The organism is Aliterella atlantica CENA595, assembly GCF_000952155.1.
Classification (GTDB): Bacteria; Cyanobacteriota; Cyanobacteriia; order Cyanobacteriales; family Chroococcidiopsidaceae; genus Aliterella; species Aliterella atlantica.
Map to the genome: position 1 here is coordinate 181,365 of NZ_JYON01000002.1, position 24,709 is coordinate 206,073.

The following is a 24,709-nucleotide window of genomic DNA, read 5'->3' on the forward strand; positions in this document are numbered from 1 at the left end:
AACGAGTGCAGCTTAAATAGTGACTGGTAAAATCTGGGGCTTGATGTGACTGAGGTTGGTTTACCACTATAACTACCTAGAAATTGCGATCGCTAATTTATTATTTAAAACTAAATCCGATTACAGTTTTCTATCTCTTTGAGAAAAGTCTCTCCCTAGTAGTAGAATCAGCTGCCTAACGCCAACGGATAACGCGAGGTGCAGCGACAACTGTTTTAGTGACAAGTTCCGCTGGATGTACCTCGTAGTCATACACTCCCGACCACACTGCAACTAGCGAATCTGACAATTGTAGCACTTCTTTTTCGGCGCTGTTTTGCTCTATTGTTAGGGCGGCTTGCCAACTGCTAGGAATGCTCATAGCGCTATTATAAGCTCCTGACAATGCACCAGCGATCGCGCTAGCAAGTGGGTTTTGTAAGTGTTGCGCTCTTTTCACAGTCAGGCTAAAGTCTTCTTGGCTGCTTAAAAAGCAATAAAACCCTAATGCAATTGATGTTGTTAGCGCCTCTTTGGTAGTTACTTGAGTTAGAGTGCGTTCTAAACTCGCTCCTTGGCTGCATAATTCCTGCACTTGCTGTAATTTATATGCTAATTCTGTTTGTGGCGTTTCCATCAAGCTGAGAATGTGGGGAACTAATTGAGCGGGTTTGATTTTGCTTAATACTTGAGAAGTCGCATATCCTACACTAAGAATGCTTTCTCGTACAATGGGTTCGTTTTGCCAAATGCCAGCGCTAGCTGATAAGTTCTGTTTTAGTTTTAGTTCGTTTTCGTGGTAAAACAGCGCCAAGGGTAAAGTTGCGATCGTTGGCGCAATTTCAGATATTGATGCTACTGATAATTTTTCTTGCCAATGCTGCGGCTCAAATCTGCCTAACTCGATTAGACTATACATTGCCGGAATTAGGCATTTGGCTGTTTGTGAGGGTACTTGCTTGCTAACTTTCTCCCCTAGCATTGCACCCAACAAAGTGCCGCGAAACTGACTAGAGAGAGAATAGCGCATAATTAATTATTTACGCTTTTGTTTGATTTTTCAGATGATAAATTAAAGCTTCTAGCCCTAAGCGATAACTTTCTGCGCCAAAGCCGCTAATTTGCCCGATTGCTACTGGGGCAATATATGAATGATGACGAAAAGCTTCTCTTTGATAAATATTGCTCAAATGTACTTCTACTGTCGGTATTTTAACTCCTGCGATCGCATCTCTAAGCGCTATGCTGGTATGAGTATACGCACCAGGATTAATTAAGATTCCTTGATATTCTTTACCTGCCTCCTGAACAGCATCTACTAATGCACCTTCATGGTTTGACTGAATATGATGAACTTTCGCCTGTAGTTTGACTCCTTCAGCCACTAACAAGCGATTAATTTCATCTAGTGTCACCATGCCATAGATCCCTGGTTCTCTTTGCCCCAGGAGATTTAAGTTTGGTCCATGCAGCACTAAAACATTAAACAATAAGTCTTGTGTCAGCACAATTATGGACTAGCGCCTTTGACGCGCTCTATCATTTACGGGAATAGGTATTGGTTCTGGTTCTGGCTCCACTTCTGGTCCTAGCAAGGTTTCAATTAGCCTGCGTCCCCATTCTTTCAGCTTTTCCAGTACCTTTTCTATGTAGTCCATTGAGCCGACTGCTCCTAACAATACTACCGATGTTCTAACTTACCCTAAATAAAACGGAAGTCTACGATACATAAACTTATCTTAAGCTTATCACAATGCTATCGAGCAAGTTCATCTCACTAAAGAAGTGTTTAGTTATATTAAGGAACGGATATTTTAATACTTCAATAGCTGGCGACGCAGACAATCGAGGGCTGTACAACTGCTGAGGTGACGAATTAAAGCGCGGTCTTTGGTAGCACCGAATCGATACTCAAAACTTTGCACAGTACCGCTTTGATGCGCTAAACCAATATACACTAAACCCACTGGTTTAGCTTCACTACCGCCATCAGGTCCAGCAACGCCTGTAATACTAATACCCCAGGTAGTTGCCAGATGCGATCGCACTCCTTTTGCCATCTGTTCGGCGACAGTAGCACTAACAGCACCCTGCGTCTCTAAATCTTGGCTGCTAACATTCAGTAGTGCAGTTTTAACTGCATTAGCGTAAGAAATTACGCCCCCTTGAAAATAAGCCGAACTTCCCGATACAGTAGTCAGCATTTGCCCTAAGCCCCCACCAGTACAAGACTCCGCCACGCCTAAAGTTTCGCCTCTGGCAATTAATAACTTTCCTACTACTGATGCTAAGGTTTCGTCATCAGCGCCAAAATAATTAATGCCAGCAATTTTTTTTAACTCTTGTTCCACAGGCTGCATCAACTGTTCGGCTGTGGTTGGGGAACTAGCTTTAGTAGAAATCCGCAGTCTTACTTCTCCCAAACTTGCATAAGGAGCGACTGTAGGGTTAGCTAATTCCAGTAAAGGAGCTACTTTTTCGGCTAAAGCAGATTCAGCGATTCCCCAAAACTTTAACATCCGGCTGTAGATAACTTCTTGCCCAAAACCGTGACTTTGCAGATAAGGAACTGCTGTTTCTCGCCACATTCGATGCATTTCTGAAGGTACGCCAGGAAAGGTAAAAATGATTAAATTAGGGCGAGGTGTCCAAATAATTCCAGGAGCAGTACCAGCTATATTAGGCAAAACATCAGCACCTTGAGGAAGCATTGCTTGTTTGCGGTTGCTAGGAGTCATTATTCTGCCGCGTTCGGCATATTTGCGGCTAATATCGGCAATAATTTCGGGATGTTCAGCTAGCGGTACACCGAAATATTCTGCTAAAGTTTCGTGGGTAAGGTCGTCTGGTGTAGGACCAAGCCCACCAGTAAAGAGCAGAACTAGAGTTTGGTCAGTGGGCGATCGCTCAATTGCCGTTTCGATAACTTGCTTTATTCTAGTAGGATTATCCCCTACTACTGTCTGATAGTAGTGAGCAATCCCCAGCATAGCAAGTTCGTTAGCTAAATATTGAGCATTACTATTGAGAATATTACCTAAAAGTAACTCCGTCCCGACACAGATAATTTCAGCACTCATTTAAAAATAGTTTTGAGTTTTAAGTTTTGAGTTGAAGAGTCATCAATAACTTTTCCCGCGCTCTAGCGAGCGTGTTTCCATACCTGCCAGCTAGCATAACTTAAGAGCGAAGTTGCACCCAAGGCGTAAGCAATACCGCTAGGAATACCAGCAACAGCAACAGCCAAACTACCAACCCATAATGTCAAAGCGTAGATAAATAGCACTGTCAACCGATGAGATAAACCAGCTTGCAACAAACGGTGATGGAGATGGCGCTTGTCAGCCATAAAAGGCGATTTGCCGTGACGCAAACGCAATAAAATTACTGCTGACATATCCACAATCGGCACAGCCAAAATTAGATAAGGTAATAGCACTGCTGTAACCGCAGTAGTTTTAACTAAGCCCACAACCCCTACGCCTGCTAAGGTAAAGCCTATAAAGTAAGCGCCACCATCGCCCATAAAAATTTGCGCGGGGTTGAAGTTGTAACGCAAAAATGCCAAAGCGCCACCAGCTAAAGCAGCCGCAATTAAAGCCGCAGCCGATTGTTGCATAAATAGCGTCACGACAAGCATGACTACAGCCGCTATCCCCGAAACGCCAGCCGCTAAACCATCTAAACCATCAATCCAGTTTATGGCATTTGCCATCCCCACTAGCCAAATTACCGTGATGGGTAAACTCAGCCAGCCCATTTGTACCAAACCGCCAAAAGGAATGCTGAGAAAGTCAATATGCACGCCCATGTACCAGGCTAAAGTGGCAAATGCTATTTGCAATAGCAGGCGGACAAAAGGAGAAAGGTTAAATAAATCATCTGCCAAACCGATCGCAAAAAACGCAAGTCCGCCTAAAATTACGCCCCAGATTCCCCATTCTGTCTCTGTGGGAAGGATACCAAAGCCTCCAGACCACCAAACAACCAAAAGGGCAATTAAAGAGCCAAGAAAAATTGATACCCCTCCCAGGCGTACCATCGGGCGCTGGTGGACTTTGCGATCGCTGGGTTTATCAACTTTGCCGCTTTTGATGCCAATGGTTTTGACATGGGGTGTAGTCCAAATAACTACTAAAGCAGAAACGAGAAAGGCAAGTAGGTGATAAAGCTGATAAGGCATCTGCTATCAATAGTTGCCAGACAAAACACTGCCTCGCAAAATTTTCATAGGTTTACTCTATTGCAGGCAGATTAGCACAGTTGGAAGAAAGGGGGAAGGGGCTTTCTTGAGCAGGGGGAGCAGGGGAGGCAGGGGGAGATAATTATTTTTAACTTCTCTATTGTCTCCTTGTCTTCCTTGTCTCCCTCAACAGTTAGACCAAAGCTGGTACGGAAGTTGTGATGTGCGGGTATAAGGGGAACGCTGCACATAAGGCGGCTACTCGCTGACGGCAATCTTGGGCGATAGATTCGTCTTGGGGATTGTGCAGGCGATCGCTAATAATATTGGCAATCTCGACAAATTCTTTTGTTCCCATGCCTCTTGTTGTCATTGCTGGTGTACCCAAACGCAAGCCGCTGGTTACAAATGGCGATTGCGGATCGAAGGGGACTGTGTTTTTGTTTGCTGTAATATTAACTTCGCTTACTAATCTGTCTGCTTCTTTCCCTGTCATGTTGATGCAGCGCAAATCGACTAACATCAAATGATTGTCTGTACCGTTGGAGACTATCTTTAAGCCTCTATTCTGTAATTGAGTCGCTAAAGCATGAGCGTTATCAATTACTTGAGCGGAATAAACTTTAAAGTCGCTCTTTAACGCTTCGCCAAAAGCTACAGCTTTACCAGCAATGACGTGTTCTAAAGGACCGCCTTGAGTGCCTGGAAATACTGATTTATCGAGCTTTTTACCCATTTCTGGATCGCCTGTCAAAATTAACCCACCTCTAGGTCCTCGTAAGGTTTTATGGGTTGTTGTGGTCACAACATGGCAATGAGGAATAGGATCGGGATGCAAGCCTGTTGCTACTAATCCAGCGATGTGAGCAATATCAGCTAATAAATATGCGCCAACTTCGTCAGCTATTTGTCTAAACTTAGCAAAATCAATAATCCGAGGATATGCCGAATAACCGCAAATTAACAGCTTAGGACGGTGTTGCAGTGCTAATTCCCGAATTTGGTCGTAATCTAACTGCTCAGTTTCGGGATTTACGCCGTAGTGACAAACTTTAAACCACTTACCCGATACATTCACAGGCGAGCCGTGAGTGAGGTGTCCGCCGTGAGACAAGTCCATGCCCATAATTGTATCTCCTGGCTCTAGCAGCGTCAGGAAGACGGCAAAGTTGGCTTGCGCCCCTGAATGAGGCTGCACGTTGGCGTGAGCGGCTCCAAATAGCTGTTTGGCGCGGTCAATTGCTAGCTGTTCGATTTTATCTACATACTCGCAGCCGCCGTAGTAGCGTTTACCTGGCAAGCCTTCAGCATATTTATTCGTTAATACCGAGCCTTGAGCGGCTAATACCGCAGCAGAGGTAAAGTTTTCACTGGCAATTAGCTCTAAATGGTCGCGTTGTCTTTGCAGTTCGTCATTAATTAATCCAGCGATCGCTGCGTCGCTTTGGGCAAGAATATCTAAATTACTTAGGCTCACGTCTATTATTCCTGAAAAATTCCATAATGTTTAAGTTTTTGAGCAAGCTAACTGTTGAGTGTATCGTTCGTCAGATTGCATTGCTGAATATACCATCTTAACTTTTTCGCTTACGCTGCCAACATCTAGTTTCCCTCAGCAGCTAGACAGTCGATGGTCAAGCCGCAAAGCAGCAATGAGCGCCTTGTTACCCCATAACTAAAGTCAGCAAAGCTGACCGCGCGGTCAGGGGGAGGAAAACCGTAAATTACGAATTACGAATTACGAATTATTTGGTCACTGTTAAAGTTATGTATTATTGCTCACAACATCCCTGAATCCATAACATAAAATGGACTTAAGCGGCATTGATGCTCCACAGGAGGAATTAGGATGTTAGTGATTTTAATGGACAACCAAATTCTTGCCCCTCAGCACGTTTGCCAAGGCTGTTTGCTGGCTACTCAAAGCGGTCAACCCCGATGGCATCAAGGTAAGCTCGGCTGCGGTCAAGCAGTTACTAAATCTTTAGCTCAACAGCCCGATCGATATGAGTGTATGATGGGCTTCCTTATTGCTGACATTAAGTAGTTAGGGCGCTGCTATATTAGCTAATAACAAATCACCCTCGTAGCTGCGTTATCCTAAGCGTATCGGCTTTTATTTAAGGAGAACGCAAGATGAGTTGGCGCGGGTCTGTAACTGTTAAAGAGCGAATTTTTGCTTGCTTACCTTATTTGCTGCCTTTAGTTGAAGGATTGATGTTTGGCAGATATTTATTTCAACAGGTTCCAGCTTTGGGGCTAATATTTACACCTATTTACCCTGTTATCTTACTTTACTCTAGTATTCCTTTTGCAGGGTTGATTGTCTTTTTTGCTTTGTTTATGTTGGTAGTTAGGAATGAAAGCATTGCTCATTTCATTCGTTTCAATACAATGCAGGCAATTTTAATCGATATTGTTTTGGTGCTGTGCAGTCTTGCTTTGCAATTTGTTGTCCAGCCACTACCAGGAACGGGTTTTGCCTTAGAAATACTTAGTAATACTATTTTCTTAGGCTTGATAGCAGCAGTTGGTTATGCAGTAGTACAGTCAGCTATTGGTCGTTATGCAGAAATCCCAGCAATTTCTGATGCTGTTCATATGCAAGTGCGCTAACTAATAATATTTGGTTGCTTGGCAATTACTGTATTTTCCAAGCGACCGATCCCCTCAATTTCTACGCGGATGCGATCGCCTATTTGCAATGGTCCTATCCCTACGGGCGTTCCAGTTAATATTACATCTCCTGGCTGTAAAGTCATAATTTGACTAATGTAGGAAACAACAAAGTCTGGGGAAAATACCATTTGGTCGATAGTTGCAGATTGTACGGGTTGGGGGTTGTCGTTGAGAAAAGTTTGCAAGCTAGCGGCGAGGTTAAGTTCTCTGACAATCCAAGGACCTAAAGGGCAAAATGTATCAAAACCTTTAGCTCTTGTCCATTGACTGTCTTTCTTTTGCAAATCTCGCGCTGTTACGTCATTAGCGATGGTGTAACCCCAAATTTTGGTATGAGCTTGTTCTGGGGTACAGTTAGAAGTGCGATCGCCGATTACTAAGGCTAACTCTCCTTCGTAGTCTACTCTTTGCGACTGAGGAGGGTAAACAATTGCTGTAGCTGTAGGAATAACTGCTGTAGATGGCTTGAGAAACAGCAATGGCTCTGGAGGTACGTCTGTTCCCATTTCTGCTGCATGATCGGCGTAATTTTTGCCGACAGCAACAATTTTTGAGGGAGCGCAAGGAGCAAGAATTTGGTAGCTGTTTGGTTCTAGTTGCATCTCCATTGGTTGACCTTGCAACCAAGGCGGAGCATCTAGTAATTGCACTGCTTGGTTGAGTTGGAGCAAACCGTAATAAATTCGTCCCTGTCTATCTTGAACTCGGACGTAGCGCTGTGCCATAAATAATTACTTCCTGCTTTCCTGAAAATTAGGCTGGTAAATCAAAATGAATTTGCAGATACATATTTTGATTTTTAAATGCTTGGGTTGCGTGCTTTGGTTGCTGATAGATAGATAGGGAAACAGAAAGAATTGCTTGCAATATATCAGATTTAACGGTGTCTGCTAGCATACTTTAGCCTGGAGTTGATAATTGCCAGCGCTCAATATTTTAGGCGGCAATCTGATAGAATTGTAAGTCCTTGTTGCTTCTAGTCTGAATTTATATAACTCAAAAGAGAAGCAGCCGATTTGTCCATAAGGAGACTAACACCCATGCAGACTGTTTATGAAACTATGTATATCTTGCGTCCAGACTTAGGCGAGGAGCAAGTATCGCAAGTAGTTAGCAAATATCAAACCTTCCTTCAAGAGCAAGGCGCAGACCAAATCGAGATTCAAAATCGCGGTAAACGTCGCCTTGCTTATGAAATTGGCAAACACAGGGAAGGTGTTTATATTCAAATGAACTATCAAGGTCCTGGAACTGCGATCGCACCTTTAGAGCGCTCAATGCGCCTCAGTGAAGAAGTAATTCGCTACTTGACAATCAAGCAGGAAGTTTCCGAACAGCCAGAGGAAGATGCAGATGCAGATGAATAATCTGTAAAAGCACCAGCAGATTGCAGGCGATCGCTTTTTTCCTTTGACCGCTTAATCTAGATAGAACAGGTAGCTAGTATCGATACTAACTACCTGTTTTTTATTGATATAGGGCAAAATAGTGCGATCGCTCTACGCCACAACTTTAACTTTTTCAACTGTTGTTAAAACAGCATCATAGTTATCAAAAATTTCAAAAACTGCATCTAATTGAGTCAATTCAAAGATCAGCTTAACAGGTGCTTGTAGATTGCATAATACCAGCCTACAGCCATTTTGACGAGCCACTTTTAGGCATCTTGCTAAAGCTACTAATCCTGAGCTATCCATAAAATCAACATGAGCTAAATCGACACTCAACAGGGCTTGGGCGTTAGCTACTAAGTTGATTAACTGTTTTTCTAAAGCTTTACCACCCTGCAAGTCTAAGCGTCCCTGCGGTTGAACTAAAATTGATTGATATGCTTGGGTAACAGTCATAGTTGTAACTAGATAATTGACGTATTTAACCGGATAAAACAAAACCGGAGTTGGGAAATAGACTTTTGCGTTAGTCGGTTGGAAAGCTATTAATTTAGCGAAAGCTTACAGCAAGTTAAGAAATTCATCTTTTCTTTACTTCAGCTTCATATTAACCTATTTACAAAATAAAGCTAGTGTTGTTCGAGATTTTGATTGATGCTCAAAACAAAGAAACATTAGGATAATTAATATTTCCAAATATGTACGTTAATGTATATAAATAGAAACCGTTATTGTTCAATAGCGCTTGCAAATTTATCTACGTACAATCCCTGAAACCTATGCCTTAATTACCTTTATGTAAACACAAGCAGATGGTTTCGTCAGTATTTTCCGAGGTATTTACTGAATCTTTATCAGTGTTACGGATTTATATAAAGATTTGATAAAGTAAGATATTTATCTTTCAGTTAAAATATGTAATACCCAGCACATCAACTTAAGAAAAACAATAGTAAGAGATGACTTATATATACATAAATCATCCTTTAGGTAGAAATTGATAAACTTAATTAACTACAAATTAATATTTTAGAAACAAGAAATTAAATGTAGCTTAATTGCAAGTTTCAGGTTTAAGTTTCTAAATACACGCGCACAGTAATCAATTCCGCGTTTTTGCCTTTTCTGTTTACCTGGAAGAAAACGTGTAGCGCTAGGCGTTGACACCTTTAATCGATTCACGCCAAGATAAAAGAAAAGTAAACCTTTGTAAAGGCTGCAACTAAATGTCGGCTGAACTCATCTCACTAGAGACAATTCAAGAAATTGCTCAACAATACGGCTACTGGGCAGTTTTCGGTGGAATTTTACTTGAAAATCTTGGTATTCCTCTTCCTGGTGAAACCGTGACCTTAGTGGGAGGGTTTCTAGCAGGTAGCGGTCAACTAAATTACTGGTTTGTACTAGCTAGCGCTATTGGTGGTGCAACAATCGGCGGTACTTGCGGTTATTGGATTGGCAGATACGCAGGCTGGTCATTTTTGCTCAAACTTGGTAACTTCTTGCGTATTCCCACCGAACGAATAGAAGAAATCAAAAACCAGTTTAGTGAGAATGCAGGTAAAGCAGTATTTTTAGGACGTTTTATCGCATTGCTCAGGGTATTTTCAGGATTGCTAGCAGGAATCGCCCAAATGCCTTACGGACGATTCTTTGTATATAACCTTGCTGGAGCAGTAGTTTGGGCTGCGGTAATGGTAACGTTAGCCTTCTTTGTAGGAAAAGTTATTGCTTTAGAACAGTTAATTGCTTGGGTAGGTCAATTTACACTACTAGCTTTAGCCTTAGTTGCAGCCTGGATATTTATCCCACCTTGGCTGGAGTCGCGTAAGGCGAAGGAATTGAAAAGTGAAGAGTAGAGAGCAGGGGGAGCAGGTTCTTCCTTGTCCCCTTGTCTCTCAAATTAATGATTCTGTTGCGACCAAATACGTGTTGGTAGTCCCCAAACGTAGATAAATCCTTCAGCGGCTTTGTGATCGAACTTATCGTCTGCTCCGTAGGTTGCTAAGTCGGGGGTGTATAGAGATTGGTCTGACCAGCGCCCGACTATAGTAGCATTGCCTTTAAATAGTTTGATTTTTACTGTTCCTGATACTCGCTCTTGGGTTTTTTGCACAAAAGCATCTAGCGCCCCTTTGAGCGGACTATACCATAGCCCGTTGTAAATCATTTGGCTGTAGGTTTCTTCGATTCCGCGCTTGTAGTGAGTGACATCAGCAGTCAAAGTTAGGCTTTCTAAGTCGCGGTGCGCTTGGATAAGAACTAATAAAGCTGGTGTTTCGTAAATTTCCCGCGATTTGATTCCCACTAAACGGTTTTCTACCATGTCGATACGCCCAACTCCATGATTACCAGCCATTGTATTTAGCTGCTTAATGAGTTCAACAGGAGCCGTTGCTCGTCCGTTTAGTTGGGTAGGAATGCCTTTTTCAAAGCCTATTTCTACATATTCTGGCTCATCAGGTGTATCGGCGATCGCTTTGGTCATCAGATAAATTTCTTCCAAAGGTTCGTGCTTGGGATCTTCTAAAGGTCCAGCTTCAATACTGCGACCAAGTAAATTGCGATCGATACTGTAAGGAGAAGATTTTTTGACTGGGGAAGGAATGCCAAAACGTTCTCCGTAGGCGATCGTTTCTTCACGACTCATCCCCCATTCCCGCGCAGGTGCGAGAACTTTTAATTTGGGGTTAAGAGCAGCAATAGAGACATCAAAGCGGACTTGATCGTTACCTTTACCAGTACAACCATGTGCAACAGCATCAGCACCGTACTTTTGAGCAGCATCAACAAGGAGTTTGGCAATTAAAGGACGAGCTAAAGCTGTAGATAGGGGGTAGCGATTTTCGTATAAGGCATTTGCTTGCAAAGCAGCAAAGGCGTAATCTTTGACAAAACTTTCTGTAGCATCGACAACTAAAGACTCGGTTGCACCAGACTTGAGCGCTTTTTCCCGAACTGGTTCTAGTTCATCTCCCTGTCCCAAATCTGCTGCAAGGGTAATTACTTCTTCAACGCCCCATTCCTGCTTGAGATAAGGAATACAAACGGAAGTATCTACTCCACCAGAATATGCCAGCACGACTTTAGTAGCACGACCCATGAATTTATTAATCCAGCAAAACAACGAGTCAATATTATCCAACTAATTGAGGCATATTCTTGTTAGCAACAGTACAAATTTTGGAAAAATAGTTCCATGTTTGCAGATGAGATAAGGAGGACAGAATACAGAAGTAATTATCTTCCCCTGCTTCCCCTGCCTCCCCTGCTTCCCCTGCTTCCCTTACCTGCCGAAATGACATACTAAACAAAGTGGACTCAAAGGGGGGAGATGCGTGTTTTTTAGTGTTGTAATTCCGACTTACAATCGTTTGCCGATTTTACAGAAGTGTCTGAGGGCTTTAGAGAACCAACAGATTCCTTCTGGAAGCCCCATTAGCGGCTATGAAATTGTTTTGGTAGATGATGGTTCCACTGATGGTACTTTGAATTGGTTGCAGGAGGAAGCGGCAGAATTTCCTCATGTGCGATCGCATTTGCAAAACCATCAAGGACCTGCGGCGGCTCGTAATCTAGGTGTAGAAAAGGCTAGCGGCGATACAATTATTTTTATTGATAGCGATTTAGTTGTTACAGAAAACTTTTTGCAAGCTCACGCTGAGGCGCTAACTCAGGCAGATAGCGATCGCGTTTTTACCTACGGGCGGGTAATTAATACTTGCAATTTCGACGATCCTACGTCTGAACCTTACAAAGTTACAGATTTTTCGGCTGCTTACTTTGCCACTGGCAATGTAGCGATTTCTCGCCACTGGTTAGACAAAGCTGGATTATTTGATACTCGTTTTCAACTTTATGGTTGGGAAGATTTAGAACTAGGTGTAAGGCTCAAGCAATTAGGCTTAAAACTTATTAAATGCCCCGATGCTGTAGGTTATCACTGGCATCCACCTTTTGCTTTGGCGCAAATTCCTAATTTAATTGATAAAGAAATCGAACGCGGACGCATGGGCGTTTTATTCTACCAAAAACATCCTACTTGGGAAGTAAGGATGATGGTACAAATGACTTGGCTGCATCGGCTGTTATGGGGCATACTTTCGGTAAATGGACTATTGAACGAGCGGACAATGGCTCCTTTTTTGCAGTGGTTAATCGACCAAAATAAACCCCAACTCGCATTAGAACTTGCCCGAATTTTCCTTAACTGGTACAACGTCAAAGGCGTTTATGCAGCCTACTCGCAACTAAACAACAGCTAATTGTGATACACTAGAAGAGTTGTCTAAACTCGCACATCCAGTTTTTTCGGGTGTTTCTAAATGATAGAAATACGCCTGGATGGAGGATTAACCCGAATTAGGAGTAAAAAATATGCCAGTAGTTTCATTGGCTCAAATGATGGAGTCTGGGGTTCACTTTGGGCATCAAACCCGACGTTGGAATCCGAAGATGTCTCGTTACATCTATACTGCCCGTAATGGCGTTCATATCATCGACTTGGTGCAAACTGCTCAATTGATGGATGATGCCTACAATTATATGCGGACATCTGCCGAGCAGGGTAAGAAGTTTTTGTTTGTTGGTACTAAGCGTCAAGCTGCGGGGATTATTGCTCAAGAAGCTAGCCGTTGTGGAGCGCATTACATCAACCAACGCTGGTTAGGTGGAATGCTAACTAACTGGACAACAATCAAAACTCGCGCCGAACGTTTGAAAGATTTGGAACGCCGGGAAGAAAGCGGGGCGCTAGATTTGTTGCCGAAAAAAGAAGCTTCCATGTTGCGCCGCGAGATGACGAAGCTGCAAAAATATTTAGGTGGCATCAAGACGATGCGGAAGATTCCTGATGTTGTAGTCATAGTAGACCAAAGACGGGAATACAACGCAGTGCAAGAGTGCCAGAAACTAGGCATTGAAATTGTATCAATGTTAGATACAAACTGCGATCCTGATGTAGTTGACGTTCCTATTCCAGCTAACGACGATGCGATTAGGTCAATTAAGCTGATAGTAGGTAAATTGGCAGACGCTATTTACGAAGGTCGTCACGGACAGCTAGATGCTGAAGATGATTACGCAGATTACGATGATGCAGAAGACTTCGACGATGAGGAAAGCGAATATACAAATTCGTTGATTCCTGAAGATGACGAGGAAACTGAGGAGTAGTCAAGCCGCAAGGCGGCAATTCGTAATTACTAATTCGTAATTCGTAATTGTTACCTCATAAATAAATTTAGGGGCTTGAAACAATGAATTACGAATTATTCGGTCAAAAAAGTAAGTGCTAGAGGGCAAATATTGTTTTTGCCCCTGGCAATTTTGGCGCAAGGTATAAATGTAACTGAAGTAGGAATTGAGTCAAGATGGCGGAAATATCTGCACAAGTTGTCAAAGAACTGCGCGACAAGACTGGCGCAGGAATGATGGACTGTAAAAAAGCGCTGAAAGAAAATGAAGGCGATATTACCAAAGCGATGGACTGGCTGCGGAAGAAGGGCATGGCTTCTGCGGGTAATAAAGCTACGCGCGTAGCATCCGAAGGTTTGGTAGATAGTTACATTCACACTGGCGGTAGAGTAGGCGTACTTGTTGAAGTAAACTGCGAAACTGACTTTGTAGCGCGTGGTGAAGATTTCAAGAAGCTGGTACAAGATATCGCCAAGCAAGTTGCAGCGTGTCCGAATGTTGAGTATGTTTCCGTAGCAGATATCCCAGCAGAGATTACTGAGAAAGAAAAAGAAATCGAAATGGGGCGGGATGATTTAGGTAATAAGCCTGAAAATATCAAAGAGAAAATCGTCCAAGGACGGATTGAGAAGCGTTTGAAGGAAATGACTTTGATGGATCAGCCTTTTATCCGCGATCAAAGTATCACGGTAGAAGAGTTGGTAACGCAGAGCATCGCAACTTTAGGTGAAAATATCAAAGTCCGTCGCTTTGCTCGTTTCGTATTAGGCGAAGGCATTGAAAAGAAAGAAAGCAACTTTGCTGATGAAGTAGCAGCACAAATGGGCGGCAAACAGTAGAAAAGTTGCTGTCTAGTGTGTCTTGGTAAAGGCAGGTCAATCGTAAAATAATTGACCTGCTTTTGTTTTGAATCCTTATTTTAAAATAGAAAAGTACATTTGTACTGATAGATCGTAGATTAAATTAACTCACTACCCCCTTTAGCTCCCCCTGCCTACCTTAAAACCCAAAGAAATTAAACATGGCTACAGTTGAGCAAATTGACAAAGATATTGCTGTTATAGAAGAAGCGGTAAGAGCGATCGCAACTGAACTAGAAAGCTCTTATATTAGTTATCTGACTGCTTTAGGGCAAGCAGTAGCAAAGCAACTAATGCTAGCAACTTATCAATTGTGTACGCAGGCATATCCCCAGAAGTTTGCGAGCTTATCCTTAAACGAGCGGCAGCAACTACAGCAAAAAATCCGTAAATTAGGGCAAGAAGCAGCCGAACGGTTATTAGAGCATACAGAAGCAGATGATAGTTTGGAGTTTTCCTTTTTGCAGGAGGAAGCAGACTTAGAACCTGCTAAAAAAGAACGATTTGCGAATCCAATCGAGTTAGTAAAATGGCAACAGCAAGTAGAAAGAGCGATCGCATCTACTGTAAAAATGCTCTCTAGCAAGTCAAATAGCGTTCTCCAGCTAGCGGGAATGCTACCGGATAAGTTACCCCTTTCCCCCTTACTTGAGGCTGCTACAACTTCATTAGAAGCCACTCCCGAAGCAATTAATGGCACTCCTAACCTATTAAACTTGTTAGTAGAAACTGATAACAGCCAGGAGGCGCAAGAGTCCACAGTAACCCAGATTACAGCTATTCACTTACGGTTAGTAGAAATTGAGTTAGCTGAGGCAACAGTTAGGGTTGGACGCAATCAAATCCGCAATTTACTAGCACAATTAAGTAAGATAGAGCGCGACTATCAGAAAAAGCAGCGAGAGCGAGATGTGGCTGAAGCTGAGGCTGCATGGCGAGCAAGTTGGTTTGAGGAATAAAGCTGTATGGAGAGAAGCTAGTGCAAACAGAATCACCAGATTGGTTGCGATGGCAAAAAGCTCTAGCAGTAGAGGCAGAAAGGGGCTTTGTTGACTTGGTAGGCAAGCAATACCGTTTTAGCGAATTTCTTAGCCTCAGCTTTGGCAAACCACCTGCTGGATTGTCTTTAGAAGAACGCCGTCGCTGGCAAGAAATGGCAGCAAATTTTGCTAGTTATCCGCAAATGACGTTGGCAGAACGGCAAGATTTGGTAGCTGCAACGCGGATGTATATACATAAGACTTTTGTGCAGGCAAAAAAAGAGCCAGAGGATAAAGAGCCTTATATTCCCAAGCCTAAGTTAGCGCGAACAACACCTATCGTTCAGTCTAAACCTGCGGAAGTTTATCAGCGGATTGCACCTACTCTAGACCAACAATTGGCTAAATTACCCGAAGTAGGAATAAGAAGAGGCGGTTATTTAGAGCGTTTGGGTTTGTATTCGGTGCGTGACGTGCTGTTTTACTATCCGCGCGATCATATTGATTATGCGCGTCAGGTAAATATCCGCGAGTTGCAGGCTGGGGAAACCGTAACAATTGTGGGGAGAGTGCATCGCTGTAATTGTTTTAGCAGTCCTCGCAATAATAAGTTAACGATCTTGGAACTGATTTTAAAAGATAGTACAGGATCGATCAAAATCAATCGTTTCTTTGCTGGCAATCGCTATGCTAATCGCGGCTGGCAAGAACAGCAAAAACGCCGCTATCCTACAGATGCAACGATCGCTGCATCGGGATTAGTAAAGGAGAATAAATACGGGGTAACGTTAGAAGATCCTGAGTTAGAGATACTAGCAAGCCCTGGAGATACAATTGATTCGCTCACGATTGGGCGAGTAGTGCCTGTGTACGCGCTTACAGAAGGGGTGAGCGCTGATATGGTAAGGCAAGCAGTAATTGCGGCTTTACCTTGTGTTAAGCAGATTAAAGACCCTTTGCCTGCGGCTTTACGCAAGCATTACGATTTAGCAAAGTTGACAGATGCGATCGCTAATATTCATTTTCCTCCAGATAGTGATACTTTAGCGATCGCTCGTCATCGTTTGGTATTTGATGAATTTTTCTATTTGCAACTAGGTTTATTGCAACGCCAATATAAAGCTAAACAGATACAAACTAGCGCTGTTCTAGCTCCTACAGGTCAGTTAATTGAGAAATTCTATAATTTATTACCATTTACTCTAACTGGCGCTCAATCTAGAGTTATTAACGATATTCTTACCGATTTACAAAAACCTGCACCGATGAATCGTTTGGTACAAGGCGATGTTGGTTCTGGTAAGACGGTGGTAGCTGTGGTAGCTATCTTAGCAGCGATTCAATCGGGCTATCAGGCGGCTTTGATGGCTCCTACAGAAGTATTGGCAGAACAGCATTACCGCAAATTAGTGGGCTGGTTTAATATGCTGCATTTGCCTGTAGAACTGCTAACAGGTTCGACTAAAGCTGCCAAGCGTCGCCAAATTCACGCCCAGTTAGAAACGGGAGAACTGCCGTTATTAGTTGGTACTCATGCTTTAATTCAAGATCCGGTCAATTTTCAAAAGTTGGGTTTAGTAGTTATTGACGAACAGCACCGTTTTGGAGTTGGACAACGGGCGAGGTTGCAGCAAAAAGGGGATGCGCCCCATGTATTGACGATGACAGCGACTCCAATTCCCCGCACTTTAGCGCTGACTTTGCATGGAGATTTGGATGTCAGTCAAGTTGATGAGTTACCGCCAGGAAGACAAAAGATTCATACTACAGTGCTGACGGCGAAAGAACGCTCTAATGCTTACGATCTAATCAGTCGAGAAGTTGCCCAAGGTAGGCAAGCATATATTGTGTTGCCGTTAGTTGAGGAATCGGAAAAATTAGATGTTCGGGCGGCTGTAGAGGAGCATCAACGGTTGCAAGAAAGTATTTTTCCGCAGTTTCAGGTGGGATTATTACATGGAAGGATGAGTTCGGCAGATAAGGATGCAGCACTTACTCAGTTTCGCGATAACCAGATGCAAGTTATTGTCTCTACGACGGTGATTGAGGTGGGGGTAGATGTCCCAAATGCGACGGTAATGTTGATTGAAAATGCCGAACGGTTTGGTTTATCTCAGTTACACCAGTTGCGAGGGCGTGTAGGGCGCGGTGCTGCTCAATCTTACTGTTTGTTGATGAGTAGTTCTAAGACTGAGACTGCTGTGCAGCGGTTGAAGGTGTTGGAACAGTCTCAAGATGGCTTTTTTATCTCGGAGATGGATATGCGTTTTCGCGGTCCTGGGGAGGTTTTGGGGACGCGGCAATCAGGATTACCGGATCTTACTTTGGCAAGTCTAGTAGAGGATCGAGAGGTACTGGAGTTGGCTAGAGAGGCGGCAGAGAAGGCGATGGCGAAAGATCCTACTCTGTCTCGTTGGTCATTGATTTTGAAGGAGTTGGAGTATCGCTATCAAAGGCTAATGGGTGGCACTATTTTGACTTAGATGGTTGCAGGGCGATTTCTACGAGGTCTTCTATTTTTTTGAGGTTGGGATCGCCTGCTAGGTAGCCTATGCCTCGATGGAGGTGCAGGCGAAATTGGGTGGCTAGGGTTTCTTTGTCTGTGCCTAAGTTGTCGTTGTGACAGCGCTGTTTGAGGGCGACGATCAGGATGTCTGAGGTTTCGCCGCCAAATACTTGCCAAGATAGTTCTACGTTGCTGTCTGCGGGGATAGGTACTGGTGAGGGAATGGTGGGTTCGGCTAGGGAACGGCAAAATGCCCAGCGGCAGAGGATGTTCCATTGGTCGATTTTGGTGGCACGTTTGAGTTTGATTAGTTGGTCTTTGGCTGTTTGGGAGAGTTGGATTCGATTTACTGGGGGTTCCATAGGGTTTTTAGAGGGACGAACCGCGTTCGCGACAGTGTAGTGCAACGTTTAGACGCGAAGAAGGAGCAAGGAGGAGCTACCAGAAGTAGCCTGGTTGGATTGTGGTTTGACGATCGCCTGGGGAGTATTTTAATAGATATTCTTGGGCGATCGCTTTGTTGGTTTGCAGTTGTTGGTGTTCGGTTTGTCCGATTTCGGTGTCGGTGGAAAGAAGGATTACTTGATGGCTGGCGTTGGGGAAGTATCTTTCTACAAGGTTGTTGCGGTGAGATGAGTCTAGTCTTCCTAGTGGGGTGTCTATGGCTATGGGTAGGTTTCTGCCGCTAACTCTGGCTAATGCCCACAGGAAAGCGATCGCGAGTAGTTGTTTTTCTCCAGCTGATAGGCGATGTTTGGGTACTGGTTTCCCTTGTAGGTCGTACAGGGATAAGGTAAATGTTTTAGCGTCTATTGCTATGCGATGTACTAGGTCGGATTTGTGCAGCAGGTAGAGGAAGCATTCTGTTACTACTGTTTCTAGTTGGTTTAGTTTGCGTAGTGTTAGTTTCTCTCTGAATAATTTAAGGGTTGTCTGTACTTTTGTTGATGCTTTGATAATGTGTTCGTCGTTTTTTATGTCTATGTTTTGTTCGCTGTACTCAGATAGTTCTTTGATAGTTTTGTCTATTGCTTTGGCTAGTTCTTCACAATGTTTTTTTGTTGTCTCGTAATCTGTTTGTGCTTGAATTAGTTTTGTTTGTGCTTGTTTTACTTCTAATGTTATTTTCTCATGAGTTTCTGGTGCTGCCGCTGCTGCTAGTTGTTTTTCTATTGCAATAATCTCTTCTTCTTGCTGTTTAATATTATTTATTTGTTCTTGGGCTTTATTCAACTCGTTAGGCAGATAGTAAAGTATACCTTCTAACTGATTTAATACTTTTAACTCAGCTAATAGCCAAGATTCTTCTACTATTTTGATATCTCGTTCAAGTTCTCGATCTTCTTCCTCAATAAAATCTTTTACTTTACTAAATTGTTCTGGTAGTAGTGCTAGTTTATTAATACAATCTAGTAAGCGTTGATTTCTTTCTTTTAAAACATTTTGAGCAATTTTTGCTTGCTGTTGGCGTAATTCTTTTTGTCCTTGCGATCGCGCTTGTTCTAATAGTGGAGAAATTAAAGTCAGTGGTAATGTACCTTCAGCACTTTCTATCAAGTCTTGACGTTGTTTAATAGCTGCATCGTTGGCATAATTTAGCTGGGTTTCTAACTTGCTGCGATCGCTAGCAATTTTTCCGCCTTCTGATAAAAATTTCTCAGAAGCTTGATGGTGCAATACTTGCGCTTTTTCTAAATTATCCTGTGCTATGGATAGTTGTTTTTTAGCGGCTTGATGTGCTGCTTTTTGCTTATTTAGCTTTTGTTCAATTTCTTCAATTGTTTTTAGTTCTTGGGCATCTGCTAATACTTTACGTTTGCGATTGACTAAAATATCAATGTCAATAGCTAAACGTTCAGCTAATTCTAAGCCTAAAAGTGTTTTAATTGCATTAATAACTCCATCAGTAGGTGTTTCTTGTTCGGCTAGTTCTTTTACCTGTTCGCCGTCGAATAAAAATAAGTTAGAAATACCTAAAGGTAATAAGTCTTCTATGCGTTCGTCCCATATTTGGGCTAAAGCTTTATCTGACCAGTCATCAACTAAGATACCTAAATTGTCTTTACCATTTTTAGGATTTTTTGTCCAAGTGCGTTTGATTCTAAATTCCACTTGGACATTATTTAAAATATGTTCAAAAGCAAGTTCAATACAAGTTTGTTCGCCTATGGATGTATAGCGATTGACGCATTGATTAAGAAATTCACTATATCCTAAGTTATTGCGGGTAGAACATTGTGCGCGATGCCCATAAAGTGCTAAACGAATAGCATCCATTAGTGTTGTTTTACCGCCGCCATTCATACCGCCTAGTAAAATAATTGGACGTGAATCTCCACCAGTTTGTGGACGCAGATTTAGTACCTGTCGCCCACAATAAGGACCAAAATTTTCTAGTACGAGTTCGAGAAATATCACTTGATGTTTTGGCGAATAAAACTAGCTCTCTTGAAAAACTTTGTGGTAGGAAACCTACCCCACAGATTTTCCGCAGATGTATATGAATTTTATACCTGCTGGTGCGGTTTTGGTATTGAGTTATTTGTTAGCCGTCGGCTGGGCGATCGCTATTATTTTTTTGCTGAAACTTTAAATCTGCCCAAGTTAGTTGTTTGACAGTTTCTACATTACCTTTACCAGCCGCGTCTTTTAAGTCGCGTTTATAGTGGGCGTTGGCGATCGCTTCTGTAGGCGATCTAGAACTTGTTTCAAAACACTTCTCCAATTTATTGTAGATACCCGAACGACTTGCCATTGTTTTATACTGGCGTTCTGTATCTAGCAATTTTGCCATCAATTCGAGGTGCATAGCATCATCATCACAGAGTTCTTCTAGTACCGCCCATTCATCAGCCCCTAAAAGGCTGCTATCAGCGCCAGGGCGAGGATCTCGGAAGACTTCGCTTGTAACTTCTTGGTAAATGCGGGGTAAGCTGTCATCAAATTCATGTTTTTCTTCTAGCCAGATGCGCCTAATTTCGCTAAGTTCTTCGGGAGTAATTAGGGTAATATCGCGCATTTGTTCTGGTGCAGTGCGGCGAATTTGGGTTTGGGCAGTGAGAAGTTTCCTTAGCCAAGTTTCGCGCCATTCTTTAGTATAAGGTCCTGGGATTGGTTCTACAGATATTTCGCCATCGATATTGCGCTCAAACAATTGTACGTTACCAGTGAGGCGGCGGAAGTCACGGCGATCGCGATCGTCTTCTATATCGAGTTCGTTACGAATATCGAGTAAAGGCTGCATCCATTCCTTTTCCTCGTCGTTTTGGATCATTGCCTCCATTGATTTATCTTTACTTACCATTGTGCAAACCCAACACCCAAACCGAGAACTACCACAGCTAGGAGTAGAGGTATCGACGACTAAAGGACATTCATTGTCTTCTGTAGCGCCCCTGTACATGGCAAATAAGTCTTTATTACTTTGTCCCCAAGGATTCTCATACTGATTTAGGTACAACCATACTTCATCATTACGCCAGTCTTCGATTGGAGTGTAAACAAGAGAGTTTATCAAGCTCGATCTAGGACTAAGGCGATCGCGAATGCGTCCTTGTTCATGCTTTTCCATTATGGTTGAGCGTTTGGTACTTTCAGCCTTACGCATACCTAAAACAAGAATCACCTCTCCATTATCCCGAACTATACTACGAACAAAATCATTAGCAGGCTGAATTTTGAGTCGATCGGTACACCATCTAAAACGTTGTCTTGGTGCGGGATAACCTTTACCAATCAAACAAGACCAAAAAGTGTCTTTAATTTTTGGATAAAGTTGATGGGGTTCTATTGGTAATTTTTGCTCTTGAGCAGCAAGTTTTATTTGGTGTAAAGAGTTTGTAACCCAAGCCGCTACTATCGGATTCTCTACTAACGTATCTGTAGAAATAACATGGATTGTTTTAGTTCTTTTTTTTTGTGGGAGAGCAGAAATTGCATTCCAAATAAGCTGCAATATTGTAGAACTATCTTTACCTCCCGAAAATCCAATAATCCAAGGTATTTCGTCTAGACAATATAACTCTTGAATTTCAAGCGTGAGAGATTGGATGTCGTCTATAAGTTCGCTTACAGTTCGCTTTTCTTGCTTATACTCTGAATGCTGTGCTATTGTCATTGCTTTGCCCTGCTGAAAAAAAACGGTAGTTAATTTAAGTTAGGGTATTAATGCTCGGCAAAACATTTTAGTAACTGCCTTGGGTTAACCATTCTAACCTTAATGCTGATAGTCTACCTCTTTTTTTTTCCGCATTTGCTGGGCTACCTTTCTACTTACTAATCGATTCGAGCCTAATATATCGTGATCTAGGCACGTAACACGTATGTTTGTAGGATTCATTGCCCCTTCAGGGTGTCTAGGCAATACTGTTAGTTGTTCAATCTCTACGGACTTGTTGCACCCTCCTTCGTATTCGCATCGTCTGCGGACAGATAGAAGTCGAACGACCCAAAATGGATGAGGGACACTTTGTTTTCCTAGGTTTGAATGCAATACTACACTGGGTTTTTCAGAGACACTATATAGAGAAACGCGATCGCTTTTGTGAGAATTACACCATCCACAGGCTAGACGCAAATTGTCTTGATCATCACCACCTCTTGAAAAAGGTACGGCATGATCCACTTCGATGCAAATATCTCGCTGTGTAAGACCATGTAACGTTGTATAGTCAACAAACGAAGGAAGCTTTGCTTCTACCCCCTCGGTATATTCCAAAAACTTATTTTCAGCCCATTTTGTGAATTTATAACCGCAGATCCAGCAGCGTGATTCAGAAATATCCCACAAAAGCTTTTTTTGCTCTAGTGTAATAGAGCTACGTTTTCTAATTTCTCTGCGTTGTACTTCTTTATTGATTAATTTTGCAATAGATTGTGCTAGCACATTGCGCTCATTTTGGGGAATTTCAGGAAAAATAAATGGTATTCTTTTCTGAACTGCTGTAAATACAAAAGCATAACCTTTAGAGGAATTAGCAAATATTTCTGGATCGCAAATTGATTCAATGAACCACTGAGTCCACAGCATATTTATATCCGCTCTGAGTAAAGCACCTCGACCACTCATCACAAAATCTGGGACTCTTTGACTAGCAATATTGCTTAAGATGTTTACGTCCCAACAACCTTCTAATTTGTCTGCTGTAGCGTTAAGAAAAGAGATAATTTCTGTAAATTCCATATGCTCAGATTTTATTGACTGAGTGGAACCCTATATATATTTGAGTTTGGCAATCTTTGAGGATCTTTTCTATACTGTACCCATTGCTTTGACCACTGTTTCCTAATTCCAGGAGTATCCTTTTTAACCCCATGTAAGTTCCAATCTTTATTGAAGTAATTTAGATTTACACCCTCTAACCACTCGTTAACAAGTATAGAAATTTCTTCTACATTGTCTATTCCTTTACGGCGTTCACACAAATACTGAAAGAAATCAGCAGACAAAATCTTTAATGATGTATGATTGAAAAGATTTGAGCGTTTGGGATCTCCCCAGTAATTCCATTCTTTATTGTCGCTAGTATCAGATAATTTATCGCGTACTAAAGTCCAAAAAGCAATAAATACGTCACGCCAAGGACCATCAAGACTACGCCAGTATGCGAAAGCATCTTGGTAGTCATCAGGATTTGATTCTTGAACAATCATAGATTCATGTAGATAAGAACGCTTCCATTTATCTGCATAATCTACACTGTCATGGAACAATTTACCGTCTTTTAATTCACGAAAAATTCTTATTATGGAACCCAGAACATTTGCTTTGAGATTGTTTTTGTTATCAGAATTAAGACCTCTTTCAACCAACCCATAGAACGGACTTTTCGGATATCTCGTCATAAAGGTGACTGCTCTTGATTCTTCAAGCTTAATGCCAGCAGCTTCAAGCCTAACTGAAACCCTATCTAATTCTTTGTTAGATAGGCTAGTAGATATAATTGTTCCTAATAAAGCAGCTTTTATGGGTGTTGCTTTCTGATTTACAACGACAAATTGAAATACTTGCTCTGCTGGATCGTTATTCATTAACAATGATATAGCAAGTTTTCGAGCCGCTTTTGTTTCTATTTCTTGTTGAGCGTCTTCAGGAGAAAGGTTGTCATTAATAATTGCATTCTCTATATATTTTTGATATTTATCATCCGTATTAACTAATGCTTTTGCTGAAGTAACGGCTGCTCGAAGTCTATGCTGTCCATCTACAACAACTATTGGGCGTAAAAATGATATGATTGCATCTTTGGAATAGTCAAGAAACTTATCTTCATCAAAATCATCTTTTATTTCATCTAGTACACAAATATATGCGGCTATTTCTTGCCAAAAATCTAGTATGTGAGATTCATCAGTCAAAGATATTCCTAAGCTTTCTTCATCTTCTGAGTTTTCCTGTTCATTGGTAAGCTCAGGTAATTCATCTAAATTGTTCTGAACACTTTTTTCAATTGCGGCTCGTTGCTTTAACTCCTTAATCAGTTTATCTGGTACTGGCTCAGTAGAAATTTCTGGGACTCTACGCTCTAAATCCGCTTTTACTCTTTTTAAAAGTTCCAACAAACTATATTTTTCATGCTCGTCAGTAGTAATCGATATAAACCCATGCTGTATATTTTCATCTAAATCATCTTCACTTTCACTTGGCTCAAATTTTACCTCCCATTTATCATATTGGCGTAAAGCACACAGCAAAGGATTCTGAACTATATTTTGTTCATTTCGATAGAATTCACTAATTTCTTTTATACGTTTCTTATTCTCTTCTCTCTGGAAGCCAGTAGTTTCTTGACCTTGTTCTCCAATTTTCTTTTTTTGTGGAACTCCCGCCCACATATCAATTTCTATAGCAGAAGCAGCGAATAATACCAACCAATCACCAGAATTTGTTTGCTTGATGCGAACTGCTTTATATCTAAATTTAGACATTTTAAAGT

24 protein-coding genes are annotated in these 24,709 nt (G+C 42.0%); 9 read left to right on the forward strand and 15 right to left on the reverse strand.

From position 1 onward, the window contains the following. Nucleotides 1-175: 175 nt before the first annotated feature. From UH38_RS03345 to glyA, 6 genes are all read right to left on the reverse strand, one after another. The gene (locus UH38_RS03345; RefSeq protein WP_045053202.1) at nucleotides 176-1,009 is read right to left on the reverse strand and encodes an ADP-ribosylglycohydrolase family protein; all 834 of its coding nucleotides are present in this window, start codon (nucleotides 1,007-1,009) and stop codon (nucleotides 176-178) included. 10 nt (nucleotides 1,010-1,019) lie between these two features. After that, on the reverse strand, nucleotides 1,020-1,487 hold the full coding sequence (gene aroQ, locus UH38_RS03350) for a type II 3-dehydroquinate dehydratase (RefSeq protein WP_235355035.1): 468 nt from the start codon (nucleotides 1,485-1,487) through the stop codon (nucleotides 1,020-1,022). Nucleotides 1,488-1,496: 9 nt separating this feature from the next. Further along, nucleotides 1,497-1,637, reverse strand: a complete 141-nt coding sequence (locus UH38_RS27040; RefSeq protein WP_200892266.1) for a hypothetical protein — start codon at nucleotides 1,635-1,637, stop codon at nucleotides 1,497-1,499. A 156-nt stretch (nucleotides 1,638-1,793) separates the two neighbouring features. After that, nucleotides 1,794-3,059 (reverse strand): competence/damage-inducible protein A, encoded by a 1,266-nt coding sequence (locus UH38_RS03355; protein WP_045053204.1) that lies wholly within the window; start codon nucleotides 3,057-3,059, stop codon nucleotides 1,794-1,796. A gap of 62 nt (nucleotides 3,060-3,121) precedes the next feature. Beyond that, nucleotides 3,122-4,162, reverse strand: coding sequence for a glycosyltransferase family 4 protein (locus UH38_RS03360; RefSeq protein WP_045053205.1), 1,041 nt, complete (start codon nucleotides 4,160-4,162; stop codon nucleotides 3,122-3,124). Between the two features lie 193 nt (nucleotides 4,163-4,355). Beyond that, nucleotides 4,356-5,639, reverse strand: coding sequence for a serine hydroxymethyltransferase (glyA, locus tag UH38_RS03365; protein WP_045053206.1), 1,284 nt, complete (start codon nucleotides 5,637-5,639; stop codon nucleotides 4,356-4,358). Between the two features lie 372 nt (nucleotides 5,640-6,011). Here glyA and UH38_RS03370 point away from each other — a divergent pair, with 372 nt between their 5' ends. Continuing rightward, nucleotides 6,012-6,209, forward strand: coding sequence for a hypothetical protein (locus UH38_RS03370; RefSeq protein WP_045053207.1), 198 nt, complete (start codon nucleotides 6,012-6,014; stop codon nucleotides 6,207-6,209). Nucleotides 6,210-6,298: 89 nt separating this feature from the next. Then, nucleotides 6,299-6,778, forward strand: a complete 480-nt coding sequence (locus UH38_RS03375) for a Tic20 family protein (protein ID WP_045053208.1) — start codon at nucleotides 6,299-6,301, stop codon at nucleotides 6,776-6,778. On the opposite strand, the gene UH38_RS03380 is transcribed toward UH38_RS03375, so the two are convergent. Then, the gene (locus UH38_RS03380; protein WP_045053209.1) at nucleotides 6,775-7,566 is read right to left on the reverse strand and encodes a fumarylacetoacetate hydrolase family protein; all 792 of its coding nucleotides are present in this window, start codon (nucleotides 7,564-7,566) and stop codon (nucleotides 6,775-6,777) included. The two genes, UH38_RS03375 and UH38_RS03380, sit on opposite strands and share 4 nt — an antisense overlap. A 28-nt stretch (nucleotides 7,567-7,594) precedes the next feature. Beyond that, a complete protein-coding gene (locus tag UH38_RS26640; protein ID WP_160295927.1) occupies nucleotides 7,595-7,738 on the reverse strand; it encodes a hypothetical protein in 144 nt (47 codons plus the stop codon). Nucleotides 7,739-7,881: 143 nt separating this feature from the next. Between UH38_RS26640 and rpsF the strand changes: the two genes are divergently transcribed. After that, nucleotides 7,882-8,208: a 30S ribosomal protein S6 gene (gene rpsF, locus UH38_RS03385; RefSeq protein ID WP_045053210.1), complete on the forward strand. Its 327-nt coding sequence runs from the start codon at nucleotides 7,882-7,884 to the stop codon at nucleotides 8,206-8,208. Nucleotides 8,209-8,340: 132 nt separating this feature from the next. On the opposite strand, the gene UH38_RS03390 is transcribed toward rpsF, so the two are convergent. Beyond that, nucleotides 8,341-8,688 carry an STAS domain-containing protein gene (locus UH38_RS03390; protein ID WP_045053211.1) on the reverse strand — a complete coding sequence of 116 codons (348 nt, stop codon included), beginning with the start codon at nucleotides 8,686-8,688 and terminating at the stop codon, nucleotides 8,341-8,343. A gap of 770 nt (nucleotides 8,689-9,458) precedes the next feature. Between UH38_RS03390 and UH38_RS03395 the strand changes: the two genes are divergently transcribed. Beyond that, on the forward strand, nucleotides 9,459-10,091 hold the full coding sequence (locus UH38_RS03395) for a DedA family protein (protein ID WP_045053212.1): 633 nt from the start codon (nucleotides 9,459-9,461) through the stop codon (nucleotides 10,089-10,091). A gap of 44 nt (nucleotides 10,092-10,135) precedes the next feature. Here the strand turns inward: UH38_RS03395 and UH38_RS03400 are convergent, their stop codons facing one another. Then, a complete protein-coding gene (locus UH38_RS03400) occupies nucleotides 10,136-11,335 on the reverse strand; it encodes an argininosuccinate synthase (protein WP_045053213.1) in 1,200 nt (399 codons plus the stop codon). A gap of 235 nt (nucleotides 11,336-11,570) precedes the next feature. Between UH38_RS03400 and UH38_RS03405 the strand changes: the two genes are divergently transcribed. The 5 genes from UH38_RS03405 to recG all read left to right on the forward strand — a co-directional run bounded on the left by UH38_RS03405 (nucleotide 11,571) and on the right by recG (nucleotide 17,751). Further along, nucleotides 11,571-12,497, forward strand: coding sequence for a glycosyltransferase family 2 protein (locus tag UH38_RS03405; protein WP_045053214.1), 927 nt, complete (start codon nucleotides 11,571-11,573; stop codon nucleotides 12,495-12,497). A 112-nt stretch (nucleotides 12,498-12,609) separates the two neighbouring features. After that, entirely contained in the window at nucleotides 12,610-13,407 is a 798-nt protein-coding gene (gene rpsB / locus UH38_RS03410; RefSeq protein WP_045053215.1) for a 30S ribosomal protein S2, read from the forward strand. Nucleotides 13,408-13,604: 197 nt separating this feature from the next. After that, nucleotides 13,605-14,267 (forward strand): translation elongation factor Ts, encoded by a 663-nt coding sequence (tsf, locus tag UH38_RS03415; protein WP_045053216.1) that lies wholly within the window; start codon nucleotides 13,605-13,607, stop codon nucleotides 14,265-14,267. A 182-nt stretch (nucleotides 14,268-14,449) separates the two neighbouring features. After that, nucleotides 14,450-15,247 (forward strand): hypothetical protein, encoded by a 798-nt coding sequence (locus tag UH38_RS03420; protein ID WP_045053217.1) that lies wholly within the window; start codon nucleotides 14,450-14,452, stop codon nucleotides 15,245-15,247. Between the two features lie 20 nt (nucleotides 15,248-15,267). After that, nucleotides 15,268-17,751, forward strand: coding sequence for an ATP-dependent DNA helicase RecG (gene recG, locus UH38_RS03425; RefSeq protein ID WP_045053218.1), 2,484 nt, complete (start codon nucleotides 15,268-15,270; stop codon nucleotides 17,749-17,751). Here the strand turns inward: recG and dndE are convergent. The 5 genes from dndE to UH38_RS03450 form a co-directional block, all read right to left on the reverse strand. Continuing rightward, a complete protein-coding gene (gene dndE, locus UH38_RS03430) occupies nucleotides 17,738-18,136 on the reverse strand; it encodes a DNA sulfur modification protein DndE (protein WP_045053219.1) in 399 nt (132 codons plus the stop codon). The genes recG and dndE overlap by 14 nt on opposite strands. Nucleotides 18,137-18,212: 76 nt before the next feature. Then, complete coding sequence (dndD, locus tag UH38_RS03435) at nucleotides 18,213-20,192, reverse strand: DNA sulfur modification protein DndD (protein ID WP_045053220.1); 1,980 nt, start codon at nucleotides 20,190-20,192, stop codon at nucleotides 18,213-18,215. Between the two features lie 127 nt (nucleotides 20,193-20,319). Then, on the reverse strand, nucleotides 20,320-21,891 hold the full coding sequence (dndC, locus tag UH38_RS03440; protein ID WP_045053221.1) for a DNA phosphorothioation system sulfurtransferase DndC: 1,572 nt from the start codon (nucleotides 21,889-21,891) through the stop codon (nucleotides 20,320-20,322). A gap of 99 nt (nucleotides 21,892-21,990) precedes the next feature. Continuing rightward, nucleotides 21,991-22,956, reverse strand: coding sequence for an HNH endonuclease (locus UH38_RS03445; protein WP_045053222.1), 966 nt, complete (start codon nucleotides 22,954-22,956; stop codon nucleotides 21,991-21,993). A gap of 11 nt (nucleotides 22,957-22,967) precedes the next feature. Next, the gene (locus tag UH38_RS03450) at nucleotides 22,968-24,701 is read right to left on the reverse strand and encodes a ParB N-terminal domain-containing protein (protein ID WP_045053223.1); all 1,734 of its coding nucleotides are present in this window, start codon (nucleotides 24,699-24,701) and stop codon (nucleotides 22,968-22,970) included. Between the last annotated feature and the right edge of the window lie 8 nt (nucleotides 24,702-24,709).